This window comes from Streptomyces sp. NPDC002181 (assembly GCF_042890485.1).
Taxonomy (GTDB): domain Bacteria; phylum Actinomycetota; class Actinomycetes; order Streptomycetales; family Streptomycetaceae; genus Streptomyces.
The window spans coordinates 227,090-250,952 of record NZ_JBIASC010000007.1; the positions used below are offsets into that span (position 1 = coordinate 227,090).

Below are 23,863 nucleotides of genomic sequence, written 5' to 3' on the forward strand. Positions count from 1 at the left end.
GTTCTGTGGACAGGGGCGGGCAGTGCTGGACAGCCCCGGCCCCCGCAGGGCCTGGAGAGTGGACACCGACCGGTACGAGCCTGTGGGCCAGGGACGCCGCCGACCGGGCGGCGCCCCCACCCCACCGGAGGAACATCCGCCATGACGTCCCGCGTGATCCGCACCCTGTCCGTCCTGACCGCCACGGCAGCCCTCTCCGCCACCGCCGCCGCCACCGCCTCGGCCTCCGCCTCAGCCACCGGCACGGCCACCGCAGCCCACGCCCCGCAGGACACCGCCCGGCGTGCGTCGCCGGGGATCGTCGCCGCATGGGCCCGTGCCTGGAACGGCACCGAACCCCGGGCACTCGGCGCCCTGTTCACCGCCGACGGCGTCTACACCGACGAAGCCGTGGGCGTCACCTTCCGCGGCCGGAAGGAGATCGCGGGATGGAAGGCGCGCGCCGACAGCATGATCGACAACGTCCAGGTCAGCATCCGCGCCACCCGCGTCGAAGGCGACCGCGTCACCGTCCGTTCCGTCTACTCGGGCCACCTCAAGGGCGCTCCCAAGCCCTTCGCCGTGCCGATGACCACCGTGCTCGAACTCGACCCGGACCACTGCCGGATCGCCTCCGACGAGGACCGGTACAGCCTGGCCGCGGTCCTCGCCCAGTCCGGCCTCCCCGCCGACTGGACCCCGCCCACCCCCTGAGCGCGTGCATCGGGCCGTTCCTGGTGCAGCTGGACGTGACGGTCGTGAACGTGGCGCTGCCCACGATCGGGGCCGATCCGGGCACCTCGGTCAGCGGCCTGCAGTGGGTGGTGGACGGCCACGCCGTCCCGTTCGCCTCGCTGCTGCTTGCCGGAGGTGCTCTCGGCGACCGTTACGGCCACCGCCGCCTGGTCCTGTGGGGTCTGGCCATTTTCGGCCTGGGCTCAGCCGTTTGCGGGTTCGCCCCGACAGCCGGCGTCCTGATCGCAGCACGGGCCGTGCAGGGCGTTGGGGCGGCGGCCCGGCTGCCGGCGACGCTCGCCGTCATCACGCACGCCTACCCGGAGAAGACGGAGCGGGCCAAGGCCATCGGCATCTGGGCCGCGGTCGCAGGACTTTCCCTGCCGCTCGGCCCCCTGCTGGGTGGTCTGCTGGTCGCCGGGCCCGGCTGGAGACGGGTCTTCCTGATCAATCTGCCCATCATCGCCGCCGCCCTCTACCCGGTACTCAGGACGGTCCCGCCCAGCCGCGGAGCCACGGCAAGACGGCTGGACATCCCCGGCACCCTCCTGGGCGCGCTCACCCTCACCGGCTGCACCCCGACGTTGATCGAGGGCGGACGTTTCGGCTGGGGCATGGCCCTCCTCGCCAACGCCGCCGCCTTCACCGCCGGCCTGCACCACGTCGCAGCAACCGCCGCCGCCGCCCTCTACCTCCTCACAGCCGCCGCGACCGCACGATGGCTCCCCGCCCACACGGAACACCCCGGACGGTCCTGACCGGCTCGCGCCCCGACGCCGGGCTTCGGAGCAGGTCACGCTTCCCCATTGCCAAGACTCGGGTTCTCAACCAGACAGTCGGAGTCCGGCTACGAAGGTGCGGATCGCGGTGGCGACTTCCAGGGGGCGTTCCTGGTGGGGCAGGTGGCCGGCGTCGGGGATGACGGTGAGCGTGCTGCCGGTGAGTGCGGCGAGCTCTTGCGGAACGTCCACCGGGACAGCGGAGTCGAGTGAGCCGTGGATGTACGTCAGGGGAACGGCAATGTCGGCCAGCCACTCGCGCGGGTCGCAGGCGATCTGCTCCTCCATGAGGTTGTCGATGTGCGGGGAGGCGTCAAGGATCTGACGTGCCGTCCACGTTCGCAGAGCCTCGGAAGAGTGCCGGGTGTACAGGCTGTCGGTGAATCCGGCGATGGCCGCGGCCCGGTCTGCGGCCATCGAGCCGAGCAGGCCGCGCAGCGGCTCGGGTCTCACATGGGCCCAGTGGCCCGGTCCGTCGATGACCACGATGCCGCTGAATCGACCCCCGTCCGTACGTGCCGCCTGGCACGCGAACAAACTGCCCACCGAACTGCCGACAAGAACAGGCCGTTCCAGGCCCAGACGGTCGACGAGCGTCCGAAGGTCCGCTGCGTTCTGCACGATGGTGTTGCCCCACGAGGTGCGGTCGCTGCGCCCGCAGCCGCGCCAGTCGTAGGCAATCAGGTGATGATCGGCCGAGAGGTCGGTGATGACACGGTCCCAGACCCGCAGGCTTGCTCCCCAGCCATGGATCAGGACGACTGCGTCCCCCTCGCCGGCCGTCTCGTAATACAGCTCGGCTCCATGGATTTCAGCGTGCGCCATGGCCCCACTCTGCCAGCGCCACGCCGTCTTGAGAGCGCGCGGCGCCGGCCATCGTGGTGAACCCCCGCGTCTCCTGGAGCAGGGTGCCGGTCTCGCTGCCGGCGACGAAGCCGCCGGCAGCGGAACAGCACGCTCCCGGCAGTGTCGCCGGGCCGATCCGCCGACGGCTGTTACTCGCCGTTCCAGAAGACGGTGACGACGTTCCAGCCGCCTTCGCCGAGACCGACGATGACCACCAGTTCGCCGCCGCTGGAGAGCCCGAGCATGTAGCGCCAGTTCCCGTTCTGCTGGCACGAGGCCTTCTTGGCACCGAGCCTGACGACCTTCTGGATGTCCTCGTCGGTCACCTTGCGCTCGTTCATGCGCTCGCGGGCGTGCTGGGTGATGCGGTCGTAGGAGCTCGGCGCGACATCCGAGTAGCAGCGGTTGGCCACTTCGTGTCCGCCGCGGACGGGCGGGCCCGCGGTGGTCGTGGCGGCCATCGCGGGGCCGGAGATCCCCATCACGGCGGAGGTGACGAGGCCGAGGGCCAGGAGCCGAAGGCGCTTCGAGGTGTTCACGGTGGTTCCTCTTCCGGGTGCTGTGCGCGCGGCCGGCCGGCCGCTGGGCACAAAGGTGCCCGGCGGCGGTCCACGTGTGATCAGCAGAGGATCAACGGCAGCCATCGGGGATGCGAGAGTGGGGGCCATGGATCGTGTTCCCGCAGACCCGACCGTCCTCCACCCGTTCCCGGACCAGCCGCGCGTGGTGCTGCTCAAGCCGCTGGTGACCTCGCCGCTGATCGAGGTGGGGGAGTACTCGTACTACGACGACCCGGACGACCCGACGGCGTTCGAGACCCGCAACGTCCTCTACCACTACGGTCCGGAGAAGCTGGTCATCGGGAAGTACTGCGCGCTGGGCACCGGCGTGCGGTTCATCATGAACGGGGCCAACCACCGCATGGACGGCCCCTCCACGTTCCCCTTCCCCGTCATGGGCGGCTCCTGGGCCGAGCACTTCGACCTGCTCACCGGACTGCCGGGCAAGGGGGACACCGTCGTCGGCAACGACGTCTGGTTCGGCTACGGCACCATGGTGATGCCCGGCGTGCGCATCGGCCACGGCGCGATCATCGCCTCCGGGGCCGTCGTCGTCGACGACGTCCCCGACTACGGCGTCGTCGGCGGCAACCCGGCCCGGCTCATCCGTACCCGCTACGACGAGGACGACGTCGCGCGCCTGCTCGCCCTCGCATGGTGGGACTGGCCCGCGGAGCACCTCACCGCACACGTCCGGACCGTCATGTCCGGCAGCGTCAAGGACCTCGAAGAGGCCGCACCACGCACCTGAGCCGGCCCGGATCCGGCCTGGGGCCGGACCGGACCCGTTCCGGACCCGTTCCGGACCCGGCCCGGGTCCGGACCGCGTGGACCACGTCCGCATCAGTGCCCGGCCACCGATCGATGCGCCACGGGGAAGTCGAAGTACGTGTCGGGGTACGTCTCGGGCTTGTACGTGAAGTGCCACCACTCCTCGGGCAGGTTGACGAAGCCCTCGCCCGCCAGGGTGCCCTTCAGGAACTGCCGGTTCGCCCTCTGGACGCCCTCGATCCGCGGGTCGTCGGTGTGCGCGAGGGTGTCGAAGCAGTCGAACCCGGTCCCCATGTCCACGGAGTCGTCGGGCCGCCGCTCGCCCTGCGGCGCGTAACAGGGCCGGACGGGTCGCGCCGGTCCGCCCACCGCTCCGGGGGATCCCAGCTCGACGATCGTCAGGTCCACCGTGCTGCCCCTGCTGTGGCCGGACTTCTCCGCGATGTAGCCGTCCGCGAACAGCCGGTCCTTGGCGACCCGCGGGTAGAACTCCGCCTTCATCCGCTCGTCATCGAGGTCCTTCGCCCACCGCGCGAAGTGGTCGACGGCCCGCTGCGGCCGGTAGCAGTCGTACACCTTCAGCGAATAGCCCCGCGGCAGCAGCTCCGCCTGTGCCCGGTGCAGCGCCTCGGCGGCCGGCCTGGTGAGAATGCACAGGGGCTCTCGGTAGCCGTCGATGCGCCGCCCGATGAAGTTGACCTTCGTGGCATAGCGCATGTCCTGGATGATCGAGGGGTCGACGGAGGACAGCGCGACGAAATCGGCCGGAGCCTTCGACGCCGGCGCGGCGTGCGCGACCGGGGTGAGGGACCCCAGGGACCCCAGGGACCCCAGGGACCCCAGGACCAGTACTGCACCGGCGGTGACGAGCGTGGGCGTTCGCTTCTTCATGGCTTCCGTTCCGGTTTCCGGTTCCAGGCCTGGATCGGCCTACGCCGGAGCGGTGCCCAGTACGTTGTCCACGTAAGCCGCGAGTGAGGAACGCAGACCCTCCGGTGTCGTCTTCTGCTCCTCGATCAGGTGGGTCACGAGGTCGGCGCGGATCGCGGCCAGCAGCGCGTGCGCGGTGAAATCCGCGTTGCGGACGCCGGGCACCTGCTCCAGTTCCGCGCGCAGCGTCGCGTGCCACCAGCCGTAGTGCCCGGCCCGGTAGGGGCTGCTGACCCCCGCGTCCTCCGCGGCCACCATCAGATGCCGGTTCTCGATCTTGAACCGCAGCGAGGCGTCAAGGAGCTTCAGCACCCGTTCCCGGGGCGAGGAACCGGCCTCGTCCCGGGCCTCCCGCACGGCCTGGTTCAGGGGTTCGAGGCGGGAGGCGATCACGGCGCCGATGAGGCCGGCGCGGTCGCCGAAGCGGCGGAAGAGGGTCCCCTTGCCCACGCCCGCGGCCGCCGCGATGTCGTCCATCGACACGCCGCGGGGGCTGCTGCTGGCGGCGAAAAGGGCATCGGCGGCAGCCAGGACGGCTTCTCGGTTGCGCTGGGCGTCCGCGCGCTCCGGGCGCTGGGCCACAGGTCCTCCTCGGTCTCGGGCCCGTCCGGGCCCCGGGAATCATATGCGGCCGCGTCACACGAGCGGCGGCTCGGCGGCGCTCGGAACAGCCGGACGGCGGGGCAGCAGCAGCGGGGTCGTCAGCAGCAGTACGCCGGCCAGGGCGATCGCCGTGCGCGGGCCGAGCAGCGTACCCAGCACCCCCCACACGGCGGTCAGCAGCGCGGTCGAGGCCTTGGTGGTCACCGCCCAGGCGGACAGCGTACGGGTGACCTGGTCGGCGGCCGTGAGCCGCAGGCGGCAGGTGGCCTGGACGGGGTTGAAGACCCCGCAGCAGAGGATCAGCCCGAATTCGACGCCCATCACCAGCACCAGGCCCCCGGTCCCCGGCCCCACGAACGCCAGGCCCACGGGCCACAGAGCACGCAGCGCCCCGGCCCGGGCCAGGACCTCCCGCTGCCCGAACCGCGCCACCAGCGGTCCGGCGAGCCGCGAACCGAGCAGCCCGCCGATCGAGGGCAGGGCGAAGGCGAGGCCGTACTGCCACGGCGCGAACCCGAGCCGGCCGACCATCAGGACGGCCAGCAGCGGCTGGACGGCCATCACCAGCCCGTTGAACAAGGCGGTGTTGAAGAACAGCGGCCGCAGCACGGCGTCGGCGAGGACGTACCGCCAGCCGTCGAGCAGCTCCCCGGCCCGCAGGCGCGCCCCGCCCCCCGGGCGCTCCGCGGGCGGCGGCTCGTGCCCGCCGATCGCCCGGATGCCCAGGGCCGAGAGCAGGTGGCTGACCGCGTCGGCCGCCACCGTCACCACCGGGCCGAGGAGCCCGATCGCGGCGCCGCCCAGCGGCGGGCCGATGATCGTGGTCGTCCAGGCCGTGGACTCGAAACGGGCGTTCGCGACGAGCAGGTCCCCGGCCGGCAGCAGCGTCTTCAGGTACGCGCCGGAGGCGGCGCGGAAGGTGATGTCGGCCGCCGCGACGACGACCGAGACCAGCAGGAGCTGAACGAAGGTGAGCACGCCGAGCGCGAACGCGGCGGGGACCGTCAGCAGCGCCGCGCCCCGTACGAGGTCCATCGCGATCAGCACCGGCCGCTTGCGGCGGAACTCCACCCACGGGCCGAGCGGCACCGCCACCGCGGCGCCCACCGCCGCCCCCACGGAGGCGAGCGCGGCCACCTCGGCCGGTCCGGCGTCCAGCACCCGGATGGCGATCAGCGGCAGCGCGCCGAAGGCGAGCCACGTGCCGAGCGCGCTGGTCCCGTACGCCCACCAGAGCCATCCGAACGCCCGCCCCAGCCGGTGCCCGCTCCCCACGCCCGCCGCCCTCCGCCAGTCCTCCGTACAACCGATCCGCGTACGGAGCCATCAAAGCGAGCGGCACGACCTCGGATCAAACAACCGAAGGGCCGACATCCACAACCCGTGGTTGTACGCCCTAGGATCCCGGTATGGACCTCGACACCGTCCGGACCTTCGTCGCCGCCGCCGACACGGGCCGGTTCCAGGAGGCGGCCGCCGAGCTGGCGGTCACCCAGCAGGCCGTCTCCAAGCGCATCGCCGCACTGGAACGCAGCCTCGGAGTACGGCTGTTCACCCGCACCCCGCGCGGCGCCGAGCTCACCATCGACGGGCAGGCGTTCCTCCCCCACGCCCGCGAACTGCTGCGCGTCGCCGAGCGCGCCACCGCCTCCGTGCGCACCGGCCGCCGCCCGCTGCGCGTCGACATCATCGCCTCGCGCGGTGCGGCCTCGGGCCTGATGCGCGCCTTCCACCAGGCGCACCCGGACGTCGAGCTCGACGTGCTCATGCTGTTCGACATCGAGACGGCCGTCGCCGCCATCCGCTCCGGCGAGATCGACGCCTCCTTCCGCGCCGTCGCCGCGCCCGGCCGGCCCCTCCCCGAGGACATCGAGTCCGTACGGGTCCTCGACGAGCCGCTCCAGCTCCTCACCGGCCCCGCCCACGCGCTCGCGGGCGCCCGGTCGGTGCCCCTCGCCGAGCTCGCCGGGCACCGCATCTGGATGCCCGGCATCGTCCCCGGTACCGAGTGGGCCGCCTACTACGAGGACCTCGTCGCCGAGTTCGGCCTCACCATCGAGGCGACCGGCCCCAACTTCGGTTCCGACGCGCTCCTCGACACCGTCGCCGACACCCCTGCCCTGGCCACCTTCATGGGCGGACACACCCGCCTCGTCTGGCCCGCCGGTCACGGCCTGCGCCGTATTCTGGTGACCGGCCCGACGCCCGTGTACCCGCACTCACTCCTGTGGCACCGCGACAACCCCCACCCGGCGCTGTCCGCCCTCCGCGCCTTCCTGGCCGGCACGACGGCCGCCCCCGAAGCCGGCGGAACCTGGACGCCGGACTGGGTGCGCCCGCACTGAAACCCGCCGGCGACCGGGTCCGGTCATCGCCTGCCGTTGCGCGTACGCAGCAGCGCGACGGCGCCGACGGCGCCGAGCGCGCCGACCGTGGCGAGGACGCCCAAGCCGAGCACGGTGAGCCCGGCACGCGAGCCGGGTGATTCGGGTGATTCGGGTGATTCGGGTGATTCGGGTGAGTCGGGTGAGTCGGATGGGCCGGGTGAGTCGGATGAGCCGATCGAGCGGCACGAGCCGGCGGACATCAGGGACCACTTCCCCTGCACGGACAGCACGCTTCCGATGCTCTGGAGGGACCCGGCCGACACCAGCGACATGGAGGACCCGATCGAACCGACGGACAGCGCGGAGCCGATCGATCCGATGGACAGCGCGCTGCCCACCGACCCGATGGACAGTACGGACCCCACGGAGCCGATCGACAGGATGGAGTCACTCGACCACAAGGAGAGCGGGGAACTTCCGACCGTGCGGGAAGAGGAGTGCGTCATGGGCCCAGTCTGCCGCGAGAAGGCGCCGCCCACGCCGCATCACGCCGGATCACCCCCCCACACACGAGGCCGCATCACGCGGGGGCGGGGTTCTGCGGGACGTCCTTGACGAACACGAGCCCGTCGCTGCCCGCCAAGTGGGCCGGGTCGAACGGGGCGTAGCCGAACCAGGGGGAGACGCGGGGCGCGGGCGGCGTGTCGCCGAGGGCCGTGGCGAGCCGCGCGGTGTCGATGAGGCAGCGGTCCTCCGGGAGCGGGTACAGGAGCCCTTCGAGGGTGTCCGGGGGCGGGACGTCCACCCCTTGGTGCCGGATCGTGCCGAGGGCCGTGGCCACGAAGGCGTACTCCTCGCCGAGCTCGGCGCTCACCAGCGCACCGGCGCTCCACCACTCCACCGGCCCCTGCCACATCCTCATCGAGCTCTTCTCCCGCTGGAGATGGGAGTTGTGGGCGTGGACGAGTGCCGGACCCCCGGCGGCGAGGGCGAGCAGGTTGCGGGCCATCATCAGGTCCCGCAGCATGCACAGCCGCGTCATGCGGGCCGGTGAGGGGTCGGCCATCCCGTGGTGGTAGCGCAGCAGGCCGGTCGCGGTGCGTCCGTACAGGCGCGCCCGGTCCAGGTCCTCCCGTGAGGTCCGCGTGATCAGGTACGGAGCCTGCGCGTCGAGCAGCGCCACCAGTTCGTCGGCGAGCAGTCGCAGCTCGCGCGCCTCGGCCGAGCGCCCCGCGGACCGGGCCGGGTCCGTCATCGCGGCGGGATCGGTCCACCGTTCGTCGGTGCCGAGCAGGCGGTCGAGCGTCCCCGCGGTGCAGGGGAGCAGGTCCGCGTCGACCCGGGCCGCCAGGTAGCCGTGGAGCGCGGTGAGGGCCTGCCGGGGGCTCGCCGCGTGGGTGATCTCCAGCGGGCCGTCGAAGCCGGCGAAGCGGACCCGATCGGAGTGCGGCCGGCCTTCGTTGTGGGCGCGCATCCAGCGCACGAGCTCACGGTTGGCGCCGTGGGCACCCCAACCGTGGCTGAAGCCTCGCTCCATGACCTCGTCGAGCGTGCCCGTGCCCGAGACGACGTGGTCGTCCACCGCCAGGCCCGCCATGCAGTCGGTTTCGAGGGCGATCGTCCGGTATCCCTCCTGCTCGACGAGCTGACGGAAGAGCTCGTTGCGGAGGCGGAGCAGGGCGTCCTCGCCGTGGGTGGGCTCGCCGAGGGCGAGCAGCCGGGGCCGGGCAGGGAGCAGTCCCATGACGGCGGCAGCCTCGATGGAACGGACGCCGTCTTTGATGTCGGTAGCCATGCCTTCAACGTTATCTTTGAACCTTCGGTTGAAACTTTTGCGCGATATCGGGGGCCTCATGGGGCAAAACCTTCAAAGCCCGCAAAACCATGAAGGCCGTCGGGCCCCGCGAACCCCGCGGAGCGGCGAACGGCTCAGGCCGGTGGACCTGGCACGCGGGCACGGTCTGTCCACACAGGCGGTCAGGAACTACGAGGAGGACGGCATCCTCCCGGCCGCCGCGCGCACGCCCCACGGCTACCGCACCTACACCCCGCTGCACGCGGCCGCCCTGCGCGCGTTCCTCGCCCTGGTGCCCGCCCACGGCCACCCGACGGCGACGGCGATCATGTGCGCCGTGAACCAGGGCGCGGTCGACGATGCGTTCCGCCTCATCGACGAGAGCCACGCCCGGCTCCTCGACGACCGGCGGACCCTCCAGGCCGTGGAGCGGGCCCTGCGCGACCTGGATCCCTCCGCCGCCGCCCCCGGGCCGACCGCGGCGGACGGGCCCGGCGGCACGTTCATCGGACCCCTGGCGCAGACGCTCGGAATCCGGCCCGCGACGCTGCGCGCATGGGAGCGCGCCGGGCTGGTCCACCCGCGCCGCGACGCGCTGACGGGGTACCGCGTCTACGAAGAGGCCGACGTTCGGGACGCCCGGCTCACCCACCAACTCAGGCGGGGCGGCTACCCGCTGGAGCAGATCGCCCCGCTCATCCGCCAGGTCCGGGAGGCGGGCGGCCCGGAGCCGCTGGAAGCCGCCCTGGGCGACTGGCGCGCGCGTCTGTCCGCCCGCGGCAGGGCGATGCTGACCGGCGCCGCGGAGCTGGAGGCGTATCTCGGCGGCTGACCGGCGGCTGACCGGCGGCCGACCAGTGGCCGACCGGTGCACGCCCGGCGGCCGACCGGTGCTTGGCCGGCGGCCGGCGCGGCCGCCCACCCCCTCACCGACAACTCGCCTCGTCTTGACAAATTTTTTTGTCGGTCGGATCCTGGAGCGGTGCTGGACGTAGCCGTCATCGAAGAACCCGCCGCGGCCGAGGCCTCCCTGGACCCCATGAGGTCCCGGATCCTCGCCGCCCTCGCCGAGCCCGGCTCGGCCGCCATGCTGGCCGTCCGCCTGGGACTGCCCAGGCAGAAGGTCAACTACCACCTCAAGGAGCTGGAGCGGCACGGGCTGGTGGAGCTCGCCGAGGAGAGGCGCAAGGGCAACGTGACCGAGCGGATCTTCGCCGCCACCGCCGCCTCCTACGTCATCTCCCCCCGTGCGCTGGCCGCCGTCAGCCCGGACCCCTCCCGCTCCCCGGACCAGCTTTCGGCGCACTGGCTGCTGGCCCTGGGCTCCCGGCTCGTACAGGAGGTCGGCGCCCTGGTGACCGGAGCGACCCGGGCCCGCCGACGGGTCGCCACCTTCGCCGTCGACGCGGAGGTGCGGTTCGCCTCCGCGGCCGACCGGATGGCGTTCGCCGACGAGCTGACGCAGGCCGTGACGGCCCTCGTCAGCCGCTACCACGACGAGGCCGCCCCGCAGGGCCGCACGCACCGGGTGATCGTCGGCCTCCACCAGATCCCCGGCACGCCGCCCGGCACTCCGGACGGCGCCCCGGGCGGCCCCGGGGCCGCTCCCGATCCCCCTCCCGATCCCGATCCCGACCCCGGATCCGAACCCGAAGCACGACAGGAGAACGCGCGATGACGCACCCGTTCGAGATCGAGCAGGAGACGATCCTGCCGGCGAGCCCCGAACAGGTCTGGGAGGCGATCGCCACCGGACCGGGGATCGACTCGTGGTTCATGGGGCGCAACGAACTGGAGCCGCGCGTGGGCGGCACCGCCGCCATGGACACCGGCGGCAACCGGCAGGAAGCGCGGATCACCGCCTACGAACCGGGCAAGCGCCTCGCCTCGCGCACCGACACCGCCGCCGACGGCCGCTTCATGGCCTTCGAGTACCTGGTCGAGGGACGCGAGGGCGGCAGCACCGTCCTGCGCGTGGTCCACAGCGGCATGCTCGGCGACGACTGGCAGGACGAGTACGACGCGCTGCGCCGCGGCTGGCCCTTCCACCTCCACACGCTCCGCGAGTACTTGACCCACTTCCCGGGACGCACCGGCGCCCCGGTCTTCGCCCTCGCCCCCACGGGCGAGCGGCCCGCGCCGCAGGTCCGCGCGGCCCTCGTCGGCGCGCTGTCGCTGGCGGGCCCGGTCACGGTGGGCGCGCGGGCGCATGCCGAGCCGGCCGGGCTGCCCCCGCTCGACGGCGTGGTGACCTGGGCGGACGAGGAACGCTTCGAGGTCCGTACCGCCGACGGCCTCCACACCTTCCACCACGGCCCCGGCATCGCGCTGATGTTCCACCACCTCTTCGGCCGGGACACGGACGGCGCGGAAGCCGCCTGGCAGCAGTGGCTGACCGGCCTCTTCTCCTGACCCTCAGCACCGTCATCACCTTCGTCCAAGACGGCGAAGCCGAAGAAGCCGGCGAAGCCGACAGACAAGAAGAGGAACTCCCATGCGCACCCTGATCAGTACGGCCTTCATCTCCCTCGACGGCGTCGTCGAGGCCCCCGGGGGCGAGCCCGGCTACCGCAACTCCGGCTGGACCTTCAAGGACGTCGACTTCGTACCCGAGGCGTTCGAGATCAAGGGACGGGAACAGGAGGAGTCCACCGCCATGCTGCTGGGCCGCACCAGCTACGAGGCCTTCAGCCCCGTGTGGCCGGGCATGGCCGAGTTCGCGCACTACAAGAGCGTGCCGAAGTACGTCGTCTCCACCACCCTCACCGACGACCGTCTCGTCTCCGACTGGGGTGAGACGACCATCCTGCGCTCCCTCGACGAGGTCGCCGCCCTCAAGGAGACCGACGGCGGCCCGATCATCGTCCACGGCAGCGCCCGCCTGAACCGCGACCTCTCGGACGCGGGCCTGATCGACCGCTACCACCTGCTGGTCTTCCCGCTGTTGCTCGGAGCCGGCCAGCGCCTGTTCAGCACGACGGACAAGGACACCCAGAAGCTGAAGCTGGTCGAGTACGAGGCCTACTCCAACGGCCTCCAGAAGCAGGTCTTCGACGTCGTCCGCTGACCGCCCCTCCGGCGAACTGCAATGCATTCTCAATTGCAGATATAGGGCATTAAGGCCGCCAGGTAGACGACACCGGATCGAATGAAGCTCCTCCCGCCCCGCGCGGGGGAGCGGCGGGGCGGGGGAGCGATGAGCGCATGAACGTCATCGCAAACATCGACAGCAGCCGCCCCGTCGCGACGCTGATCAACGTGTTCACCGTCCCGCCCGAGCGCCAGCAGGAACTGATCGACCTGCTCACGCACGCCACCGAGACCACGATGAAGCACCAGCCGGGCTTCATCTGCGCCAACTTCCACGCCAGCCGGGACGGGCAGCGCGTCATCAACTACGCGCAGTGGGAGAGCGAGGACCACTACTGGGCCATGCGGGCCGACCCAGGGGCCCAGGTCCACATGGACCAGGCCGCCGCCATCGCCACCGACGTCCAGCCGCGCCTGTTCACCGTGGTCTCCCACCACCCCCGGCCCTCGTCCGTGTAGCCGAAGCGGATCGGGGCGTCTTACCGCCCGGGGCGTCGTGCCGGTCCGGGCGTCGTGCCGACCGGGGTGTCGTCCCGATCGGGGTGGATCAGGCCGCGGCCCTACAGCACCAAGATCCCCAGGGGCCGTTCGCCCGCCGGCAGGCGGCGCGTCGTACCGCTCGGCAGGTCCACGACGGTGATCCCGTCCCAGTGGCCGTCCCGGGTGAAGCCGCCGGTGACGTACGCGGTGCGGCCGTCCGCCGTGACCGCGACGTCCTCGTGCGGCCCGTCCAGGGGGACCGTGCGCTCCGCGCCGCCGGGGGAGCGGACCGTCAGCGAGGCCCCGTCCCGGCCCTCCGCCGCGCCGACCACCAGCAGCGTGCCGTCGGGGGCGAGGGCGGCCCCGTGCTGGTGGATGGCCGCGGTCATCGGCTCGACGGCGACCCGCCCCGTACCGGGATCCAGCACCGCCAGCTTCTCGCCCTCGAACGGCAGCAACAGCCGCCCGTCGGAAGGCCTCACCACCGCGTAGTGCGGCTTCAGCCAGGAGCCCGGGCCCCGCTCCCCGTACGGCGCGACCACCAGCCGCCGCGCCGCGAGGGTGTCGGCGCGCACCGCCGTCACGTCGTAGGAGTCGTGCCCGGTCGCGTACACCTCGCTGCCGTCCGCCGCGACGTCCACGTCGAAGGGGCGGCGGCCGACGGGCACGGTGGCGGTCACCGTACGGGTCGCCGTGTCGATGACCTCCAACGCGCCCGGCCCGCCGGGCACGTTGACCCCCACGTACAGCCGCCGTCCGTCGGGCGCGAGCGCGATGCCCATCCCGCCGCCCCGGTACTCGCCGGTCGTCACGGGCCCGGTCCGGGTGCGGTACGGGATGCGGCCCAGGCCGGTGCGGCCGGCGGTGTCCACCACCGCGACCCCCTCGGCCGTCGCGACCCAGGCCCGCCCGTCCGCGCCGAGCGCCAGTCCGTACGGGGCCGTCCCCACCTCGACCGAGCCGACCGGGCCGCGCCCGGGGTCCACGAAGGTCACGGTCGAACCGCCGAAGTCGGCGACCAGGAGCGTGCCGTGCGCCGTGGGCACGGCCGCGGCGGCACCGGCCCCGGCGGGGACGCCCGCACGATCGCCGGTGCCGGTGCCGGTGCCGGTGCCGGCGTCACCGCCGCCCCCGTCCCCGACCCCCGCGCACCCGGCCAGCAGAGCCGCCCCGGCCAGGACCAGCGCCGCCCGGCGCGTCCCGGGCCGGCGCGCCCGCCACGCCCTCACCGCAGCAGCTCCGCGATCTCGGCGTAGCCGCGCCGCTCCGCATGCGCCAGGGCCGTCACCCCGTCGCCGTCCGCCAGTTCCCGGTCCGCCCCGGCCGCGAGCAGCAGCCGTACGATCTCCTGCTGGGCCGGTCCGCCGTCGCCGAGGATCACGGCCTCCAGCAGGGCGGTCCAGCCGAGCCGGTTGACGTGGTCGACCTCGATGTCCGTGACCGCCAGCACCTCCCGTACGTACGCGACGTGCCCGCGCTCGCTCGCCGGGATGTGCGACACGCCGCCGAACCGGTTGGTGCGCCGCAGGTCCGGCCCCGCGGGGAGCAGTACGCGCAGCATCGCCACGCTGCCCGTCACGCCGGTGACCAGCCAGGCGCTGTCCTGGCGGGCGTCCTGGGCGTCGACGTCGGCGCCCGCCGCCACGAGCACCCGGGCCGCCTCCACGCGGTCGGCGAGGGAGGCGAGCAGCAGGGGCGTACGCAGCTCCTCGTCGCGCACCTCGACGTCCGCACCACCGTCGACCGCCGCCCGTACGGCAACGGCGTCCCCGGCCCGCGCGGCGTCCAGCAGCTCACGATCGACGGCCTTCATCCCGTACCCCTCATCCGCTCCACGGCCTCGCGGCCACCTGCCCTGCCTGTCCTGCCCCCGATCCTCCCCCCGCCCGCGACCCCGCCCCGCCCCCGGACCGGCTCGCGCTCGTCATCCGATCGGCTGATGCGCGAGGAGCCGCAACCAGTACGGCAGCCGACGGCCCTCCGGCCCCGCCTCCGCGTCCAGCGCCCGTCCCCGCCGGGGGAGGCGCAGGGGAACGCCGCTACCTTCCCGGGATGGAACGAACCGACATCCTCGGCACGCTCGTCGCGAGCGGGACCGGCACCACCCCCGAGGCTCTCGCCGAGCTCGCGGTCGAGTTCGACATACCGCTCGCCGACCTGCTCGTCATCGCGGGCCACCCGGTGCCGGCCGAACTCCTCCCGCCGAAACGCGACGCCGCGCTCATGAAGCGGTTCGCGCACCACGTCAGCCACTGCGACCACGTGCGACTGGCCTCGCTGGAAGGCTTCGTCCGCTCGCTGCCACACCTCGAAGCTCCTGGGCCGTACGTGCAACCGGTCTCGGCGTTTTTCATGCCCGCGGAGGGTGGTCTCGGCTCCGTGTTCAACGGGCTGATCCGCAACCGGGGCTTCAGCATCAAAGAGCTCCCCTACCTGGCACTGTCGCTGAGTACCTTGCGCGGCATGGTGCGGGATTGGCCCCCGTCCCCGCACCGGCGGCACCAGCTGTGTGCGGTGGCCGGCCCGCTGGGGTGGTGGCTGCCCGATCTGTTCGCCGTCGTCGGCGAGCCGTACTCGGCGGACTTCCGACCACCGGTGCTCTGCCGCCATGCCGGGGGCGTGTTCAGGGCCGCCGTGTCCTTGACGGAAGCCCAGCTGGCCGAGTGCGTCCAGCAGATGGAGCGCCTGGGTGCGCGTGAGGACCGCGCTGCCTGGCAGCCCGTTTCACAGGGCTTCGTCGAGGAGTGTCCTGACTTCCCCTGACAGCGCGGGCCGGCCGGCGCGGGCCTGCGTCGACAGGGTCCGTGGCGGGGTGTGCGCCGGGCGTGTGTGTGCCTGCGCACGCCTGGAGCGCACCACCGACCCGCCCGCGGACACGGCTCCCGGCCCGTCGCCACGGGCCCGCCGCGTCAAGGCTTATTGTCACTCTATTCCCGCCTAGGGATGGCTTGCGTAGGTTCATCGATCTTCGCGTGCTTATGCTTCACGCGCTATGACGGAAAGTCAGAACTCCCGCGCCTCAAGGGAATCAGCCGACGTGATCGTCCTCGGTGCCGGTCCGGCCGGGCTCGTTCTCGCGAACCTGCTGCACGCAGCCGGGATCGACTGCGTCCTCCTCGAACGAGCTTCCCGCACCCACGTCCAGACCCGGGCCCGCGCCGGGTTCCTCGCCCCGAACACGGGGCGGATCCTGGACCGCCACGGCCTCGCCGGGGGACTGCACCGCAACGGCAGCCGCCACGGCACCTGCGAGTTCCGCACGCGGGACGGCCGCTTCCGGCTCGACTACGGCGCCCTCGGACACGGCGGCCGAGGCGGCCAGGGCGGGGAGCACCACGTCTACCCGCAGCAGGACCTGGTCACCGACCTCCTGACCCACTACCTCGACCACGGCGGCCGCATCCGCTTCCACACCGAGGCCCTCGCGGTGGGCGACGCCGACGGCACCAGGCCGTACGTCACGACACGCGAACCCGACGGCCGGCCCACCCGCTGGACCGCCCGCTACGTCGCCGGCTGCGACGGGCGGCACGGCGCGGCCCGCCGCTCCCTGCCGCCGGACGCCGTCCGCCACCACCACGACCACGGAGTGACCTGGCTCGGCCTGCTCGCCGAGGCCCGGCCGAGCCTCGACGCCGTGGGCTACGCCGTCCACGACCGGGGCTTCGCCGGACACATGGCCCGTACCCCGGAGGTCACCCGCTACTACCTCCAATGGCAGCGCGGAGTCCCGGCCGACGCCTGGTCCGAGCAGCGGATCTGGGACGAGCTGGACCTGCGGATGCGCGCCGCCGACCACGGCCCGCTGCACCGGGGCTCCCTCCTGGAACGCGGGATCTTCGACCTGACCTGCGACGTGGTCGAACCGCTGCGCCACGGCTCGCTCTTCCTGGCGGGCGACGCGGCGAGCCTGCTCGCCCCGGCCGCCGCGAAGGGCGCCAACCTCGCCGTCCTGGAGGCCGAGATCCTGGCGGGAGCCCTGACCGACGCCCTGACCCGGGGCGACACCGCGGGACTCGACGGGTACTCGGACCAGTGCCTGGCGCACATCTGGCGGGCGCAGGAGTTCACCGGGTGGATGACCCGGCTGCTGCACGCGGCCCCCGAAGGGGAGCAGGGCGCCGGACCGTCCTTCCACGCCGCCCTGCGGCGCTCGCGGCTCGCCTCGCTGCGCACCTCGCGCGTCCACCAGGAGTGGTTCGCCGAGAACTACGTCGGCGTGTGACGGCCGGCGAGCCGCCGCGCCCCGCACTCGCACCCGCACTCGCACCCGCACCCGCACCCGCACTCGCACCCGTACCGCTCGCCCGCTCGCCGGCCGGGACTTCCGGCCGCCCGCCTCCGACCCCGCCTCGCCCCGCCTCCACCCCGCTTCGCCCTGCCCTGTCACGCCCCCGTACCGGCCCGAGGAAACGCCCACGATGACGACGACGCTCCCTGACGAAACGATGCTCCTGGACGACACGGCCCGCCTGCGCGCGGCAGCCGAGTTCGTCCGCGAGCACGACAGCGCCGCCCTGCTGCCCCTCCTCCTGCCCGGACTCGGCGGACCGGACCTGCGGGCGCTCGCCGGGCACTGCCGGTTCGCCCACGCCGGGCTGCTGCTCTTCCCGCCGGACGCGGACGGCCTGCGGGCCCAGCTCGCCGACTGCGGGCTGGCCCCGGACACCCCCTCCCACCCGAGCGTGGTGGTCCGCGAGCGCCTCGCCCGGCGCCACCGGCGCGACCCGGCCGAGCTCGACGTACGGATCCTGCGCCCCCAGGTGCACGGCTGCGCGGGCGAGCGCCGTGCCGTCGAGGTGTTCGCCCTGACCGTGCCCCCGCACTCGGGCCTGGAGCGGATCGCCGCCTACGAACGCACCCGTCGGCACGAGGCGCACCTCGCCTTCGAGATCGAGCACTCGGACCCGCTCGCGCTGCGCGGCCTGTGCGCGATCCTCGTCCGCCACGGCGCGCGCCCCGACGGCGGCGGCTACAACCCGCACGAGGACGGCACCGTCCTCTACTTCACCACCCCCGCCGATCCGGCCTGCGGCTACCGGCGCCTGGAGCTCTACGCCCGCGGCGACCACCGGGCCGCCCTCGCCGCCCACCTGGAACACCCCGCCGGCGGTGAGCGACCGCCCGCCGAAACGCTCCTTCAGCTCCTCACCGGTGCGTGGACGACACAGGCGTTCGCCGTGTTCGCCCGACTGGGCCTGCCCGACGCCATGGACACCCGTACCGCGCACAGCGCCGAGGACCTCGCCCTGCTGACCGGCGCCCACCCCCGCGGTCTCGCCACGCTCCTGCGCTACCTGGCCATGCTCGGCGCCGTCACACCCGCCCCGGACCCGGAGGGGGAGGCATTCCGCCTGACCGAACTCGGCGCCCTGCTCCGCGCGGACGCGCCCGGATCGATGCGGCCGCTGGCCCTCATGTACGGAGGCCCCTTCTACCGCTCCTTCGGCGAACTCGACCACGCCGTACGGACCGGAGAGCCGGCCTTCGACCGCCTCTTCGGCGAGAACCACTTCGACCACTTCGCCCGCGATCCCGAACTGGCCGCCCTCTTCGACCGGTCCATGGCCGCGAGCTCACGGATGTTCCAGCCGCTCCCCGAACACCCGGTCGTCACGGCCGCGGCCGAGGCACCCGAGCCCGCGACCGTCGTCGACGTCGCCGGGGGGAACGGGGAACTCCTCGGCCGCATCCTCACCGCGCACCCGCGCCTGCGCGGCGTCCTCCTCGAACGCCCGCACGCGGTCGAGGCGGCCCGCCACCTGCTCGACGCGGCGGGCTGCGGGGCGCGCTGCGACTACCGCGCCGGCGACTTCGCCGACGTACCGCCCGGCGGCGACGTCTACGTCCTCTCCCGCGTCCTGCACGACTGGGACGACGACCGCTGCCGGGAGATCCTGCGCCACCTCGCCGACGCCATGCCCGCCCACGCGGACCTGCTGATCGTGGAACGCCTGCTGCCCGCCGACGGTTCCCCCTCGCTGGCCACCGCCTGGGACCTGCACATGCTGTGCAATGTCGGAGGCCGCGAACGCCGTGCCGACCACTACGCGCGCCTGCTCGCCGACGCCGGCCTGCAACTCGTCGGCCACAGCCCCCTGCCCCTGGACGCGCACGTGCTGCACGCCCGCAGGGCCTCCGTCCCGGACCCCACCGCCCGGCGGAGCTGAACCGGGACGCGGCGGACGGTGACCCGGCCGGGGCGGCTCGACCGCCGCGCGACGGGTCAGCCGCCCTGGCCGGCGCTGCCGATCGGGCCGACCTTGACCGGGGAACCGCCGCCTTCCGTGACGGGCAGCGTGGCGGCGCCCGGCCAGTCCAGGGTGACCGGCTTCGTCTCGTCCGGCGGGGTCACCACCAGGCCCGTGATGCGGACGCCGGAGCCGCCCGACGTGTTCATCGGGTAGTTGATGCCGAAGGACACCGACTTGCCGGGCTTCAGCACGCCCGGGCCGGACTGCTCACCGCTGCGCTTCGCGGACAGCGAACCGGAGGCGGTCTTCAGGTCGACGCCCGCGTACCCGGAGATCGCGCAGTCCCGGCTGCCGCGGTTCTTCAGCGTCACCGCGACGGTTCCCTCGCCGTCCCCGTCGATGGTGCTGTCCATGGCCGTGATCGCCAGTTCGTCGGTCCGGCACTTGCCGGACTGGCCGCTCCCGCCGGTACCGGCCCCGGCGGCGGCGCCCTGCCCGGCCGCCGCGCCCTTCCCGGCGGAGCCCTTCCCACCACCCTGCTCCGGACTCCCCGAGCCCGTACCACCACTCGCGGAGGACGGGGTGGACGGGGAGGACGGGGAAGAGGCGGTGGACGCGGACGACGGGCCGCTCTGCCCCGTGCCGCCGTCGCCGTTCTGGCAGGCCGTGAGCGAGACACTCGCGGCGAGGGTCAGGGCCGCGAAGGTGAGCTTGTGAACGCGCATCGTCTCTTCCTCGGATCAGTCGGGGGCGCAGCCCGCCCGGTACGGGTCGACACGAGTCGGTACCGGCGGGCGTTTCCAAGCACCAGGACCCGTCCGACCCGGCGAACCGTTCCGCCCAACCGCCCCCTAATACATTCCTGTTACACAGACAGCTCCTCGTCCGCCCGGGCCTCAGTCCTTCTCCCGCGGTGGGGCGGACCGCGCCGCGCGGCGTCCCCGCCACCACACGCTCACACCGGCGAGACCGCCGGCGGCCACGAAGAAGCCCGCCTTCACGGCGGCCTTGCCGGACAGCCAGGCCGCACCGACGCCCAGGTTCAGCCCCAGCCGCCAGAAGATCGCGCACACGCCGGCCGCGGCGAGCACCCCCGCCACGGCCCCCGCCGCCATCCGCACCCACCGGCGCCCGTCCGCCCCGTCCCCCGTGTCACTGGTCATGCGGACCAGGCTAGGGACCCGTACCGCCGTCCTCGTCCGCACGGAGGATGACCGCGCGATCAACTTTCGTCGCGGAAACCGCCCGGGGCCCGAGCCGAAAGTACCGGGCTGCCGCGCGGGCGGTCCGTGGTGACGGTGGTTCCCCTACTGCGGCTTCGGGCCCTTCATCAGCTTGCTGAGCTGCTCCAACTGGCCGTCCTTCATGCCCCGGACGTAGTCCCAGCCGTTGTGGTCGCCGCCCTGGATCTCGTGGATCGTGACCTTGATCGGGCCCTGGCCGAACTGCTGCTGGAACTTCTCCATCCGGTCGCGGCCGCCCTCCTTGGTGCCGTACTGGAAGAAGACGTTCACCTCGGGGCCCTTGCCGCCGATCAGCTTCGGGGCGATCTTCTCGGGGTTGTTCGCGTCCATCTCCGCCTGGTGGCCCTTCCAGAGCGGGGAGTCCGGGACGATCTCGCCGCCGTTGGCTATGACGGCCCGGAAGCGGTCCGGCTTCTGCAGCAGCTGCTTGAGGCCGACGAAGGCGCCGGAGGAGTTGCCCATGAAGGCCCAGCCGTCGCGGGACTTGTACGTACGGAAGTTGGCGCGGGCGATGTCGGGCACGTCCTCGCCGATCCAGGTGCCCATCTTGGCCTGGCCGGGGATGTCGGAGCCGTCGTAGTAGTACTTGGCGTCGGGGTTGAGGATCGGCATGACCAGGATGAACGGGAGGCTCTTCCCGGCCGCCGCGCCCTCGGCGACGGCCTTCTGGAGGCCCAGCTGCGGCATGGTCGCCCAGTAGTTGTCGGCGTTCCCGTTGCCTCCGGGCAGCGCGATCATGACCGGGAAGGCGCTCTTGGCGTACTCCGGACGGTCGTACTCCTTGGGCGTCCACACCCAGACGCTGCCCTCGAAACCGGACTTGGCGCCCTTCACCTTGGCCTTGGATATCCGGGTGCCGTCGTCCAGCTTGACCGTCTGCTTGAACTCGGTGAACGGGCCGGTGGGCAAGGACACGTCCGGGTCGGCGCTCGGCGCGGAGGGCTGCTTCCCGGCGCCGGCCCCGGTGTCCTTGCCGTTGCCCTGGCCCTTGTCCGCACCGGCGGAGGGCTTCGCGTAGCTGACGGACTCCCCGTTCCCGTCGAACCAGTCCGTGGTCCAGTAGACCAATCCGGCACCGGCACCGGCGAGCAGGGCCACGGCCACCGCAGAGCCGATCCACACGTTCTTACGGGATCGTCGCCTGGGCTGCTGCTGCGGCGGCTGCTGCTGCGGCTGCGGGTACACGTGCACGAACTTCGCTCCGAAAAGTGCGGCTGCCCTCGGGCGGGCAGAACGGATGGACCGGTGGGTGGGCTCTCCTGTTTGGATGCGGTTTTCGACCAGCGGGTTGCACAAACGTGCGGAAAATGTCATTTCGGGGTCGCCCGAGAGCAGGCAGCCGAGCGGCGGGGCGGCCGAGCGGCCGGGGCGCGAGTGGACCGAGTGCTTCCGGACAGCTTTTGCGCACCCTGTGTGATGTTCCGGCCGAAGATCGGAGAGGCGGGAGGTGTCGCTGCCGGGTGCTGGCGAAATGTGGTCCATGGGACGCCTGGCTGGTAATCGACCCATCTGCACCGTTCAAGTCCCTTTGCGGGGCATGCGAACTGATCCCTACGCTACGGTAACTTCGCTGTCTGTAACGGGGATATCCATGGAGTACGCGAAGCATGAACACCAGCACACTGGATCGCCACAGCCGGTTGGAGGCCCTGGGGGCCCACCTCCCCGCGACCGTGATGACCAACCGGGAGCTGACCGAGGGCATATCCGCCGTCCGTGACGCGGACCTCCAGCGGATCACCGGAATCACCGAGCGCCGCGTGTACGACCCGGATCCGGCAGCAGCGGAGAACTCCTTCTCGATGGCCCTGTCCGCCGCGCGGAACTGCCTCACCGCCTCCCGCTACGAGGCCGCCGACCTCGACGTCGTCATATCGGCCTCCATCACCCGGTTCACCGACGGCGGCCGCTTCACCTTCGAGCCGTCCTTCGCGGCGGTGCTCTCCCGCGAACTGGGCGCGCGACGCGCCGTCCACTTCGACGTGTCCAACGCATGCGCCGGCATGATGACCGGCGTCCACCTGCTCGACCGCATGATCCGCTCCGGCGCCGTGCGCAACGGCCTCGTCGTCAGCGGCGAGCAGGCCACCGCCGTCGCCGAGACGGCGGCCCGCGAGGTCACCGACTCCTACGACCCGCAGTTCGCCTCGCTCTCCGTCGGCGACTCGGCGGCCGCCGTCGTCCTGGACGCATCGACCGACGAGGCCGACCGCATCCACTACGTGGAACTGATGACCTGCTCCGCGTACTCGCACCTGTGCATGGGCATGCCCAGCGAGCGCGGTCAGGGCATCGCCCTCTACACGGACAACAAGAAGATGCACAACCGCGACCGGCTCAAACTGTGGCCGCGCTTCCACCGGGACCTCCTGGCCAAGCAGGGCCGGGAATTCACCGACGAGGCGTTCGACTACGTCATCCAGCACCAGGTCGGCACCCGCTTCATCGACTACGTGAACCAGACCGGCGAGGCGGAGTTCGAGGCCCCGATGCCCACCTCCCTCGCGACCGTCGAGAAGTACGGCAACACCGCCACCACCTCCCACTTCCTGACGCTGCGCGAGCACCTGCGGGCCGGCACCGCCCGGCCCGGATCCCGGTTCCTCATGGTCCCCGCCGCCTCCGGCGTGGTGACCGGCGCCCTGTCGGCCACGATCACGAACATGGGGGTCTGAACCATGGGAATGGTCATCGCCGCGGCCCACACCGCCACGCACCACGGCACGGGCCCCGCCTCCGCCGTCGAACTCGCGAGCCGCGCCGCCCGCGCCTGCCTGGCCCGGGCACAGGTCTCCCCGTCATCCGTCGGCGTCCTCATCAACGTCGGCGTCTACCGGGAGTCCAACACCTTCGAACCCGCCCTCGCGGCCCTGGTCCAGAAGGAGGTCGGCATCAACCTGGACTACATCGCCGACCCGGCCCCCGCCGCCGGCTTCTCCTTCGACCTCATGAACGGCGCCTGCGGAGTCCTCAACGCCGTGCAGCTCGCCCAGAGCCTCCTGGACACCGCCGGCGCCGAACGCGTCCTGATCACGGCCGCCGACGTGCACCCCGGTGGCGACGCCCGCCGCGACCCCGACTACCCGTACGCGGACCTGGGCGGCGCCCTCCTCCTCCAGCGCAGCGCCGAACCCGGGGCCGGGTTCGGCCCCGTCTCGACCTACGCGGGCGACGGCCCCACCGACACCGAGGGGTACCTCGACACAGCGGCCATGGGCAGCGACGGCCGCTCCCGGATCACGGTCCGCCGTACGGAGGGACACGGCGCGCGGCGCGCGGCGCTCGCCTCCGCCTGCACCGCCGGGTACGCCCGCGAGCACGGCATCGACCTGGACCGCACGCTGGTGGTCGGCCCGGGTGCGGGGGAGCACGTCCACGACGAGGGCGAGCCGCACACCGCGGCCCCGATCCTCGGATACCTCCAGGCCGTGGCCGCCCCGCGCCCCAGGGAGCGCGACCGGCTGCTCCTGGTCGCCGCAGGCGCCGGCCCCAGTGCCGCCTGCGTGTCCTACCGGCCCGAAGGCTGGTGA

Annotated in this window: 25 protein-coding genes and 1 pseudogene; 14 read left to right on the plus strand and 12 right to left on the minus strand. The window is 72.7% G+C overall.

The genetic code is table 11. From position 1 onward, the window contains the following. The first annotated feature begins 141 nt into the window (after positions 1-141). Positions 142-693 (plus strand): nuclear transport factor 2 family protein, encoded by a 552-nt coding sequence (locus ACFYXV_RS19675; RefSeq protein WP_385470120.1) that lies wholly within the window; start codon positions 142-144, stop codon positions 691-693. A gap of 8 nt (positions 694-701) precedes the next feature. Continuing rightward, positions 702-1,472, plus strand: a complete 771-nt coding sequence (locus ACFYXV_RS19680) for an MFS transporter (protein WP_389383669.1) — start codon at positions 702-704, stop codon at positions 1,470-1,472. 66 nt (positions 1,473-1,538) lie between these two features. Here ACFYXV_RS19680 and ACFYXV_RS19685 read toward each other — a convergent pair whose 3' ends face one another. Both ACFYXV_RS19685 and ACFYXV_RS19690 read right to left on the minus strand, forming a co-directional pair. Further along, positions 1,539-2,318: an alpha/beta fold hydrolase gene (locus ACFYXV_RS19685; RefSeq protein ID WP_389383601.1), complete on the minus strand. Its 780-nt coding sequence runs from the start codon at positions 2,316-2,318 to the stop codon at positions 1,539-1,541. Positions 2,319-2,488: 170 nt separating this feature from the next. Beyond that, entirely contained in the window at positions 2,489-2,878 is a 390-nt protein-coding gene (locus tag ACFYXV_RS19690) for a DUF4258 domain-containing protein (RefSeq protein WP_385470116.1), read from the minus strand. Between the two features lie 127 nt (positions 2,879-3,005). Between ACFYXV_RS19690 and ACFYXV_RS19695 the strand changes: the two genes are divergently transcribed. Then, positions 3,006-3,650 carry a CatB-related O-acetyltransferase gene (locus ACFYXV_RS19695; RefSeq protein ID WP_385470114.1) on the plus strand — a complete coding sequence of 215 codons (645 nt, stop codon included), beginning with the start codon at positions 3,006-3,008 and terminating at the stop codon, positions 3,648-3,650. A gap of 92 nt (positions 3,651-3,742) precedes the next feature. On the opposite strand, the gene ACFYXV_RS19700 is transcribed toward ACFYXV_RS19695, so the two are convergent. From ACFYXV_RS19700 to ACFYXV_RS19710, 3 genes are read right to left on the minus strand one after another with little or no spacing between them, the layout of a single operon-like run. Beyond that, positions 3,743-4,561, minus strand: coding sequence for a M15 family metallopeptidase (locus tag ACFYXV_RS19700; protein ID WP_389383602.1), 819 nt, complete (start codon positions 4,559-4,561; stop codon positions 3,743-3,745). Between the two features lie 39 nt (positions 4,562-4,600). Then, entirely contained in the window at positions 4,601-5,182 is a 582-nt protein-coding gene (locus ACFYXV_RS19705; RefSeq protein WP_389383603.1) for a TetR/AcrR family transcriptional regulator, read from the minus strand. Positions 5,183-5,236: 54 nt separating this feature from the next. After that, a complete protein-coding gene (locus tag ACFYXV_RS19710; RefSeq protein WP_389383604.1) occupies positions 5,237-6,478 on the minus strand; it encodes an MFS transporter in 1,242 nt (413 codons plus the stop codon). A gap of 134 nt (positions 6,479-6,612) precedes the next feature. Here ACFYXV_RS19710 and ACFYXV_RS19715 point away from each other — a divergent pair, with 134 nt between their 5' ends. Beyond that, positions 6,613-7,548: a LysR family transcriptional regulator gene (locus ACFYXV_RS19715; protein ID WP_389383605.1), complete on the plus strand. Its 936-nt coding sequence runs from the start codon at positions 6,613-6,615 to the stop codon at positions 7,546-7,548. Positions 7,549-7,769: 221 nt separating this feature from the next. Here the strand turns inward: ACFYXV_RS19715 and ACFYXV_RS19720 are convergent. Together ACFYXV_RS19720 and ACFYXV_RS19725 are read right to left on the minus strand one after the other, a co-directional pair. Further along, positions 7,770-8,036, minus strand: a pseudogene (locus ACFYXV_RS19720) (hypothetical protein); the annotation flags it as partial. Positions 8,037-8,110: 74 nt separating this feature from the next. Beyond that, positions 8,111-9,325 carry an erythromycin esterase family protein gene (locus tag ACFYXV_RS19725; protein ID WP_389383606.1) on the minus strand — a complete coding sequence of 405 codons (1,215 nt, stop codon included), beginning with the start codon at positions 9,323-9,325 and terminating at the stop codon, positions 8,111-8,113. A gap of 58 nt (positions 9,326-9,383) precedes the next feature. On the opposite strand from ACFYXV_RS19725, the gene ACFYXV_RS19730 reads away from it, so the two are divergent. From ACFYXV_RS19730 to ACFYXV_RS19750, 5 genes are all read left to right on the plus strand, one after another. Then, positions 9,384-10,157: a TioE family transcriptional regulator gene (locus tag ACFYXV_RS19730; protein ID WP_389383607.1), complete on the plus strand. Its 774-nt coding sequence runs from the start codon at positions 9,384-9,386 to the stop codon at positions 10,155-10,157. 150 nt (positions 10,158-10,307) lie between these two features. Further along, positions 10,308-11,003, plus strand: coding sequence for an ArsR/SmtB family transcription factor (locus tag ACFYXV_RS19735; RefSeq protein WP_389383608.1), 696 nt, complete (start codon positions 10,308-10,310; stop codon positions 11,001-11,003). Further along, positions 11,000-11,737, plus strand: a complete 738-nt coding sequence (locus ACFYXV_RS19740) for an SRPBCC domain-containing protein (protein WP_389383609.1) — start codon at positions 11,000-11,002, stop codon at positions 11,735-11,737. The genes ACFYXV_RS19735 and ACFYXV_RS19740 overlap by 4 nt, the downstream gene beginning before the upstream one ends. 82 nt (positions 11,738-11,819) lie before the next feature. After that, entirely contained in the window at positions 11,820-12,392 is a 573-nt protein-coding gene (locus tag ACFYXV_RS19745) for a dihydrofolate reductase family protein (RefSeq protein WP_389383610.1), read from the plus strand. 137 nt (positions 12,393-12,529) lie between these two features. Then, positions 12,530-12,874, plus strand: coding sequence for an antibiotic biosynthesis monooxygenase family protein (locus tag ACFYXV_RS19750; protein ID WP_385470095.1), 345 nt, complete (start codon positions 12,530-12,532; stop codon positions 12,872-12,874). A 101-nt stretch (positions 12,875-12,975) separates the two neighbouring features. Here ACFYXV_RS19750 and ACFYXV_RS19755 read toward each other — a convergent pair whose 3' ends face one another. Further along, entirely contained in the window at positions 12,976-14,124 is a 1,149-nt protein-coding gene (locus ACFYXV_RS19755; protein WP_389383611.1) for a YncE family protein, read from the minus strand. Beyond that, a complete protein-coding gene (locus ACFYXV_RS19760; RefSeq protein ID WP_385470091.1) occupies positions 14,121-14,708 on the minus strand; it encodes an ankyrin repeat domain-containing protein in 588 nt (195 codons plus the stop codon). Before ACFYXV_RS19760 ends, ACFYXV_RS19755 begins: the two co-directional genes overlap by 4 nt. A 239-nt stretch (positions 14,709-14,947) precedes the next feature. Here ACFYXV_RS19760 and ACFYXV_RS19765 point away from each other — a divergent pair, with 239 nt between their 5' ends. From ACFYXV_RS19765 to ACFYXV_RS19775, 3 genes are all read left to right on the plus strand, one after another. Next, positions 14,948-15,658, plus strand: a complete 711-nt coding sequence (locus ACFYXV_RS19765; protein ID WP_389383612.1) for a hypothetical protein — start codon at positions 14,948-14,950, stop codon at positions 15,656-15,658. Positions 15,659-15,887: 229 nt separating this feature from the next. After that, complete coding sequence (locus tag ACFYXV_RS19770) at positions 15,888-17,120, plus strand: 4-hydroxybenzoate 3-monooxygenase (RefSeq protein ID WP_389383613.1); 1,233 nt, start codon at positions 15,888-15,890, stop codon at positions 17,118-17,120. Positions 17,121-17,316: 196 nt separating this feature from the next. Then, a complete protein-coding gene (locus tag ACFYXV_RS19775) occupies positions 17,317-19,065 on the plus strand; it encodes a methyltransferase (RefSeq protein ID WP_389383614.1) in 1,749 nt (582 codons plus the stop codon). A 56-nt stretch (positions 19,066-19,121) separates the two neighbouring features. On the opposite strand, the gene ACFYXV_RS19780 is transcribed toward ACFYXV_RS19775, so the two are convergent. The 3 genes from ACFYXV_RS19780 to ACFYXV_RS19790 form a co-directional block, all read right to left on the minus strand. Then, a complete protein-coding gene (locus ACFYXV_RS19780; RefSeq protein WP_389383615.1) occupies positions 19,122-19,814 on the minus strand; it encodes a DUF4232 domain-containing protein in 693 nt (230 codons plus the stop codon). 171 nt (positions 19,815-19,985) lie between these two features. Continuing rightward, on the minus strand, positions 19,986-20,252 hold the full coding sequence (locus ACFYXV_RS19785; protein ID WP_389383616.1) for a hypothetical protein: 267 nt from the start codon (positions 20,250-20,252) through the stop codon (positions 19,986-19,988). Between the two features lie 144 nt (positions 20,253-20,396). After that, on the minus strand, positions 20,397-21,524 hold the full coding sequence (locus ACFYXV_RS19790) for an alpha/beta hydrolase (RefSeq protein ID WP_389383617.1): 1,128 nt from the start codon (positions 21,522-21,524) through the stop codon (positions 20,397-20,399). A 416-nt stretch (positions 21,525-21,940) separates the two neighbouring features. Here ACFYXV_RS19790 and ACFYXV_RS19795 point away from each other — a divergent pair, with 416 nt between their 5' ends. Both ACFYXV_RS19795 and ACFYXV_RS19800 read left to right on the plus strand, forming a co-directional pair. Beyond that, a complete protein-coding gene (locus tag ACFYXV_RS19795) occupies positions 21,941-23,008 on the plus strand; it encodes a 3-oxoacyl-ACP synthase III family protein (protein WP_385470077.1) in 1,068 nt (355 codons plus the stop codon). A gap of 3 nt (positions 23,009-23,011) precedes the next feature. Beyond that, the gene (locus ACFYXV_RS19800) at positions 23,012-23,863 is read left to right on the plus strand and encodes a hypothetical protein (RefSeq protein WP_389383618.1); all 852 of its coding nucleotides are present in this window, start codon (positions 23,012-23,014) and stop codon (positions 23,861-23,863) included.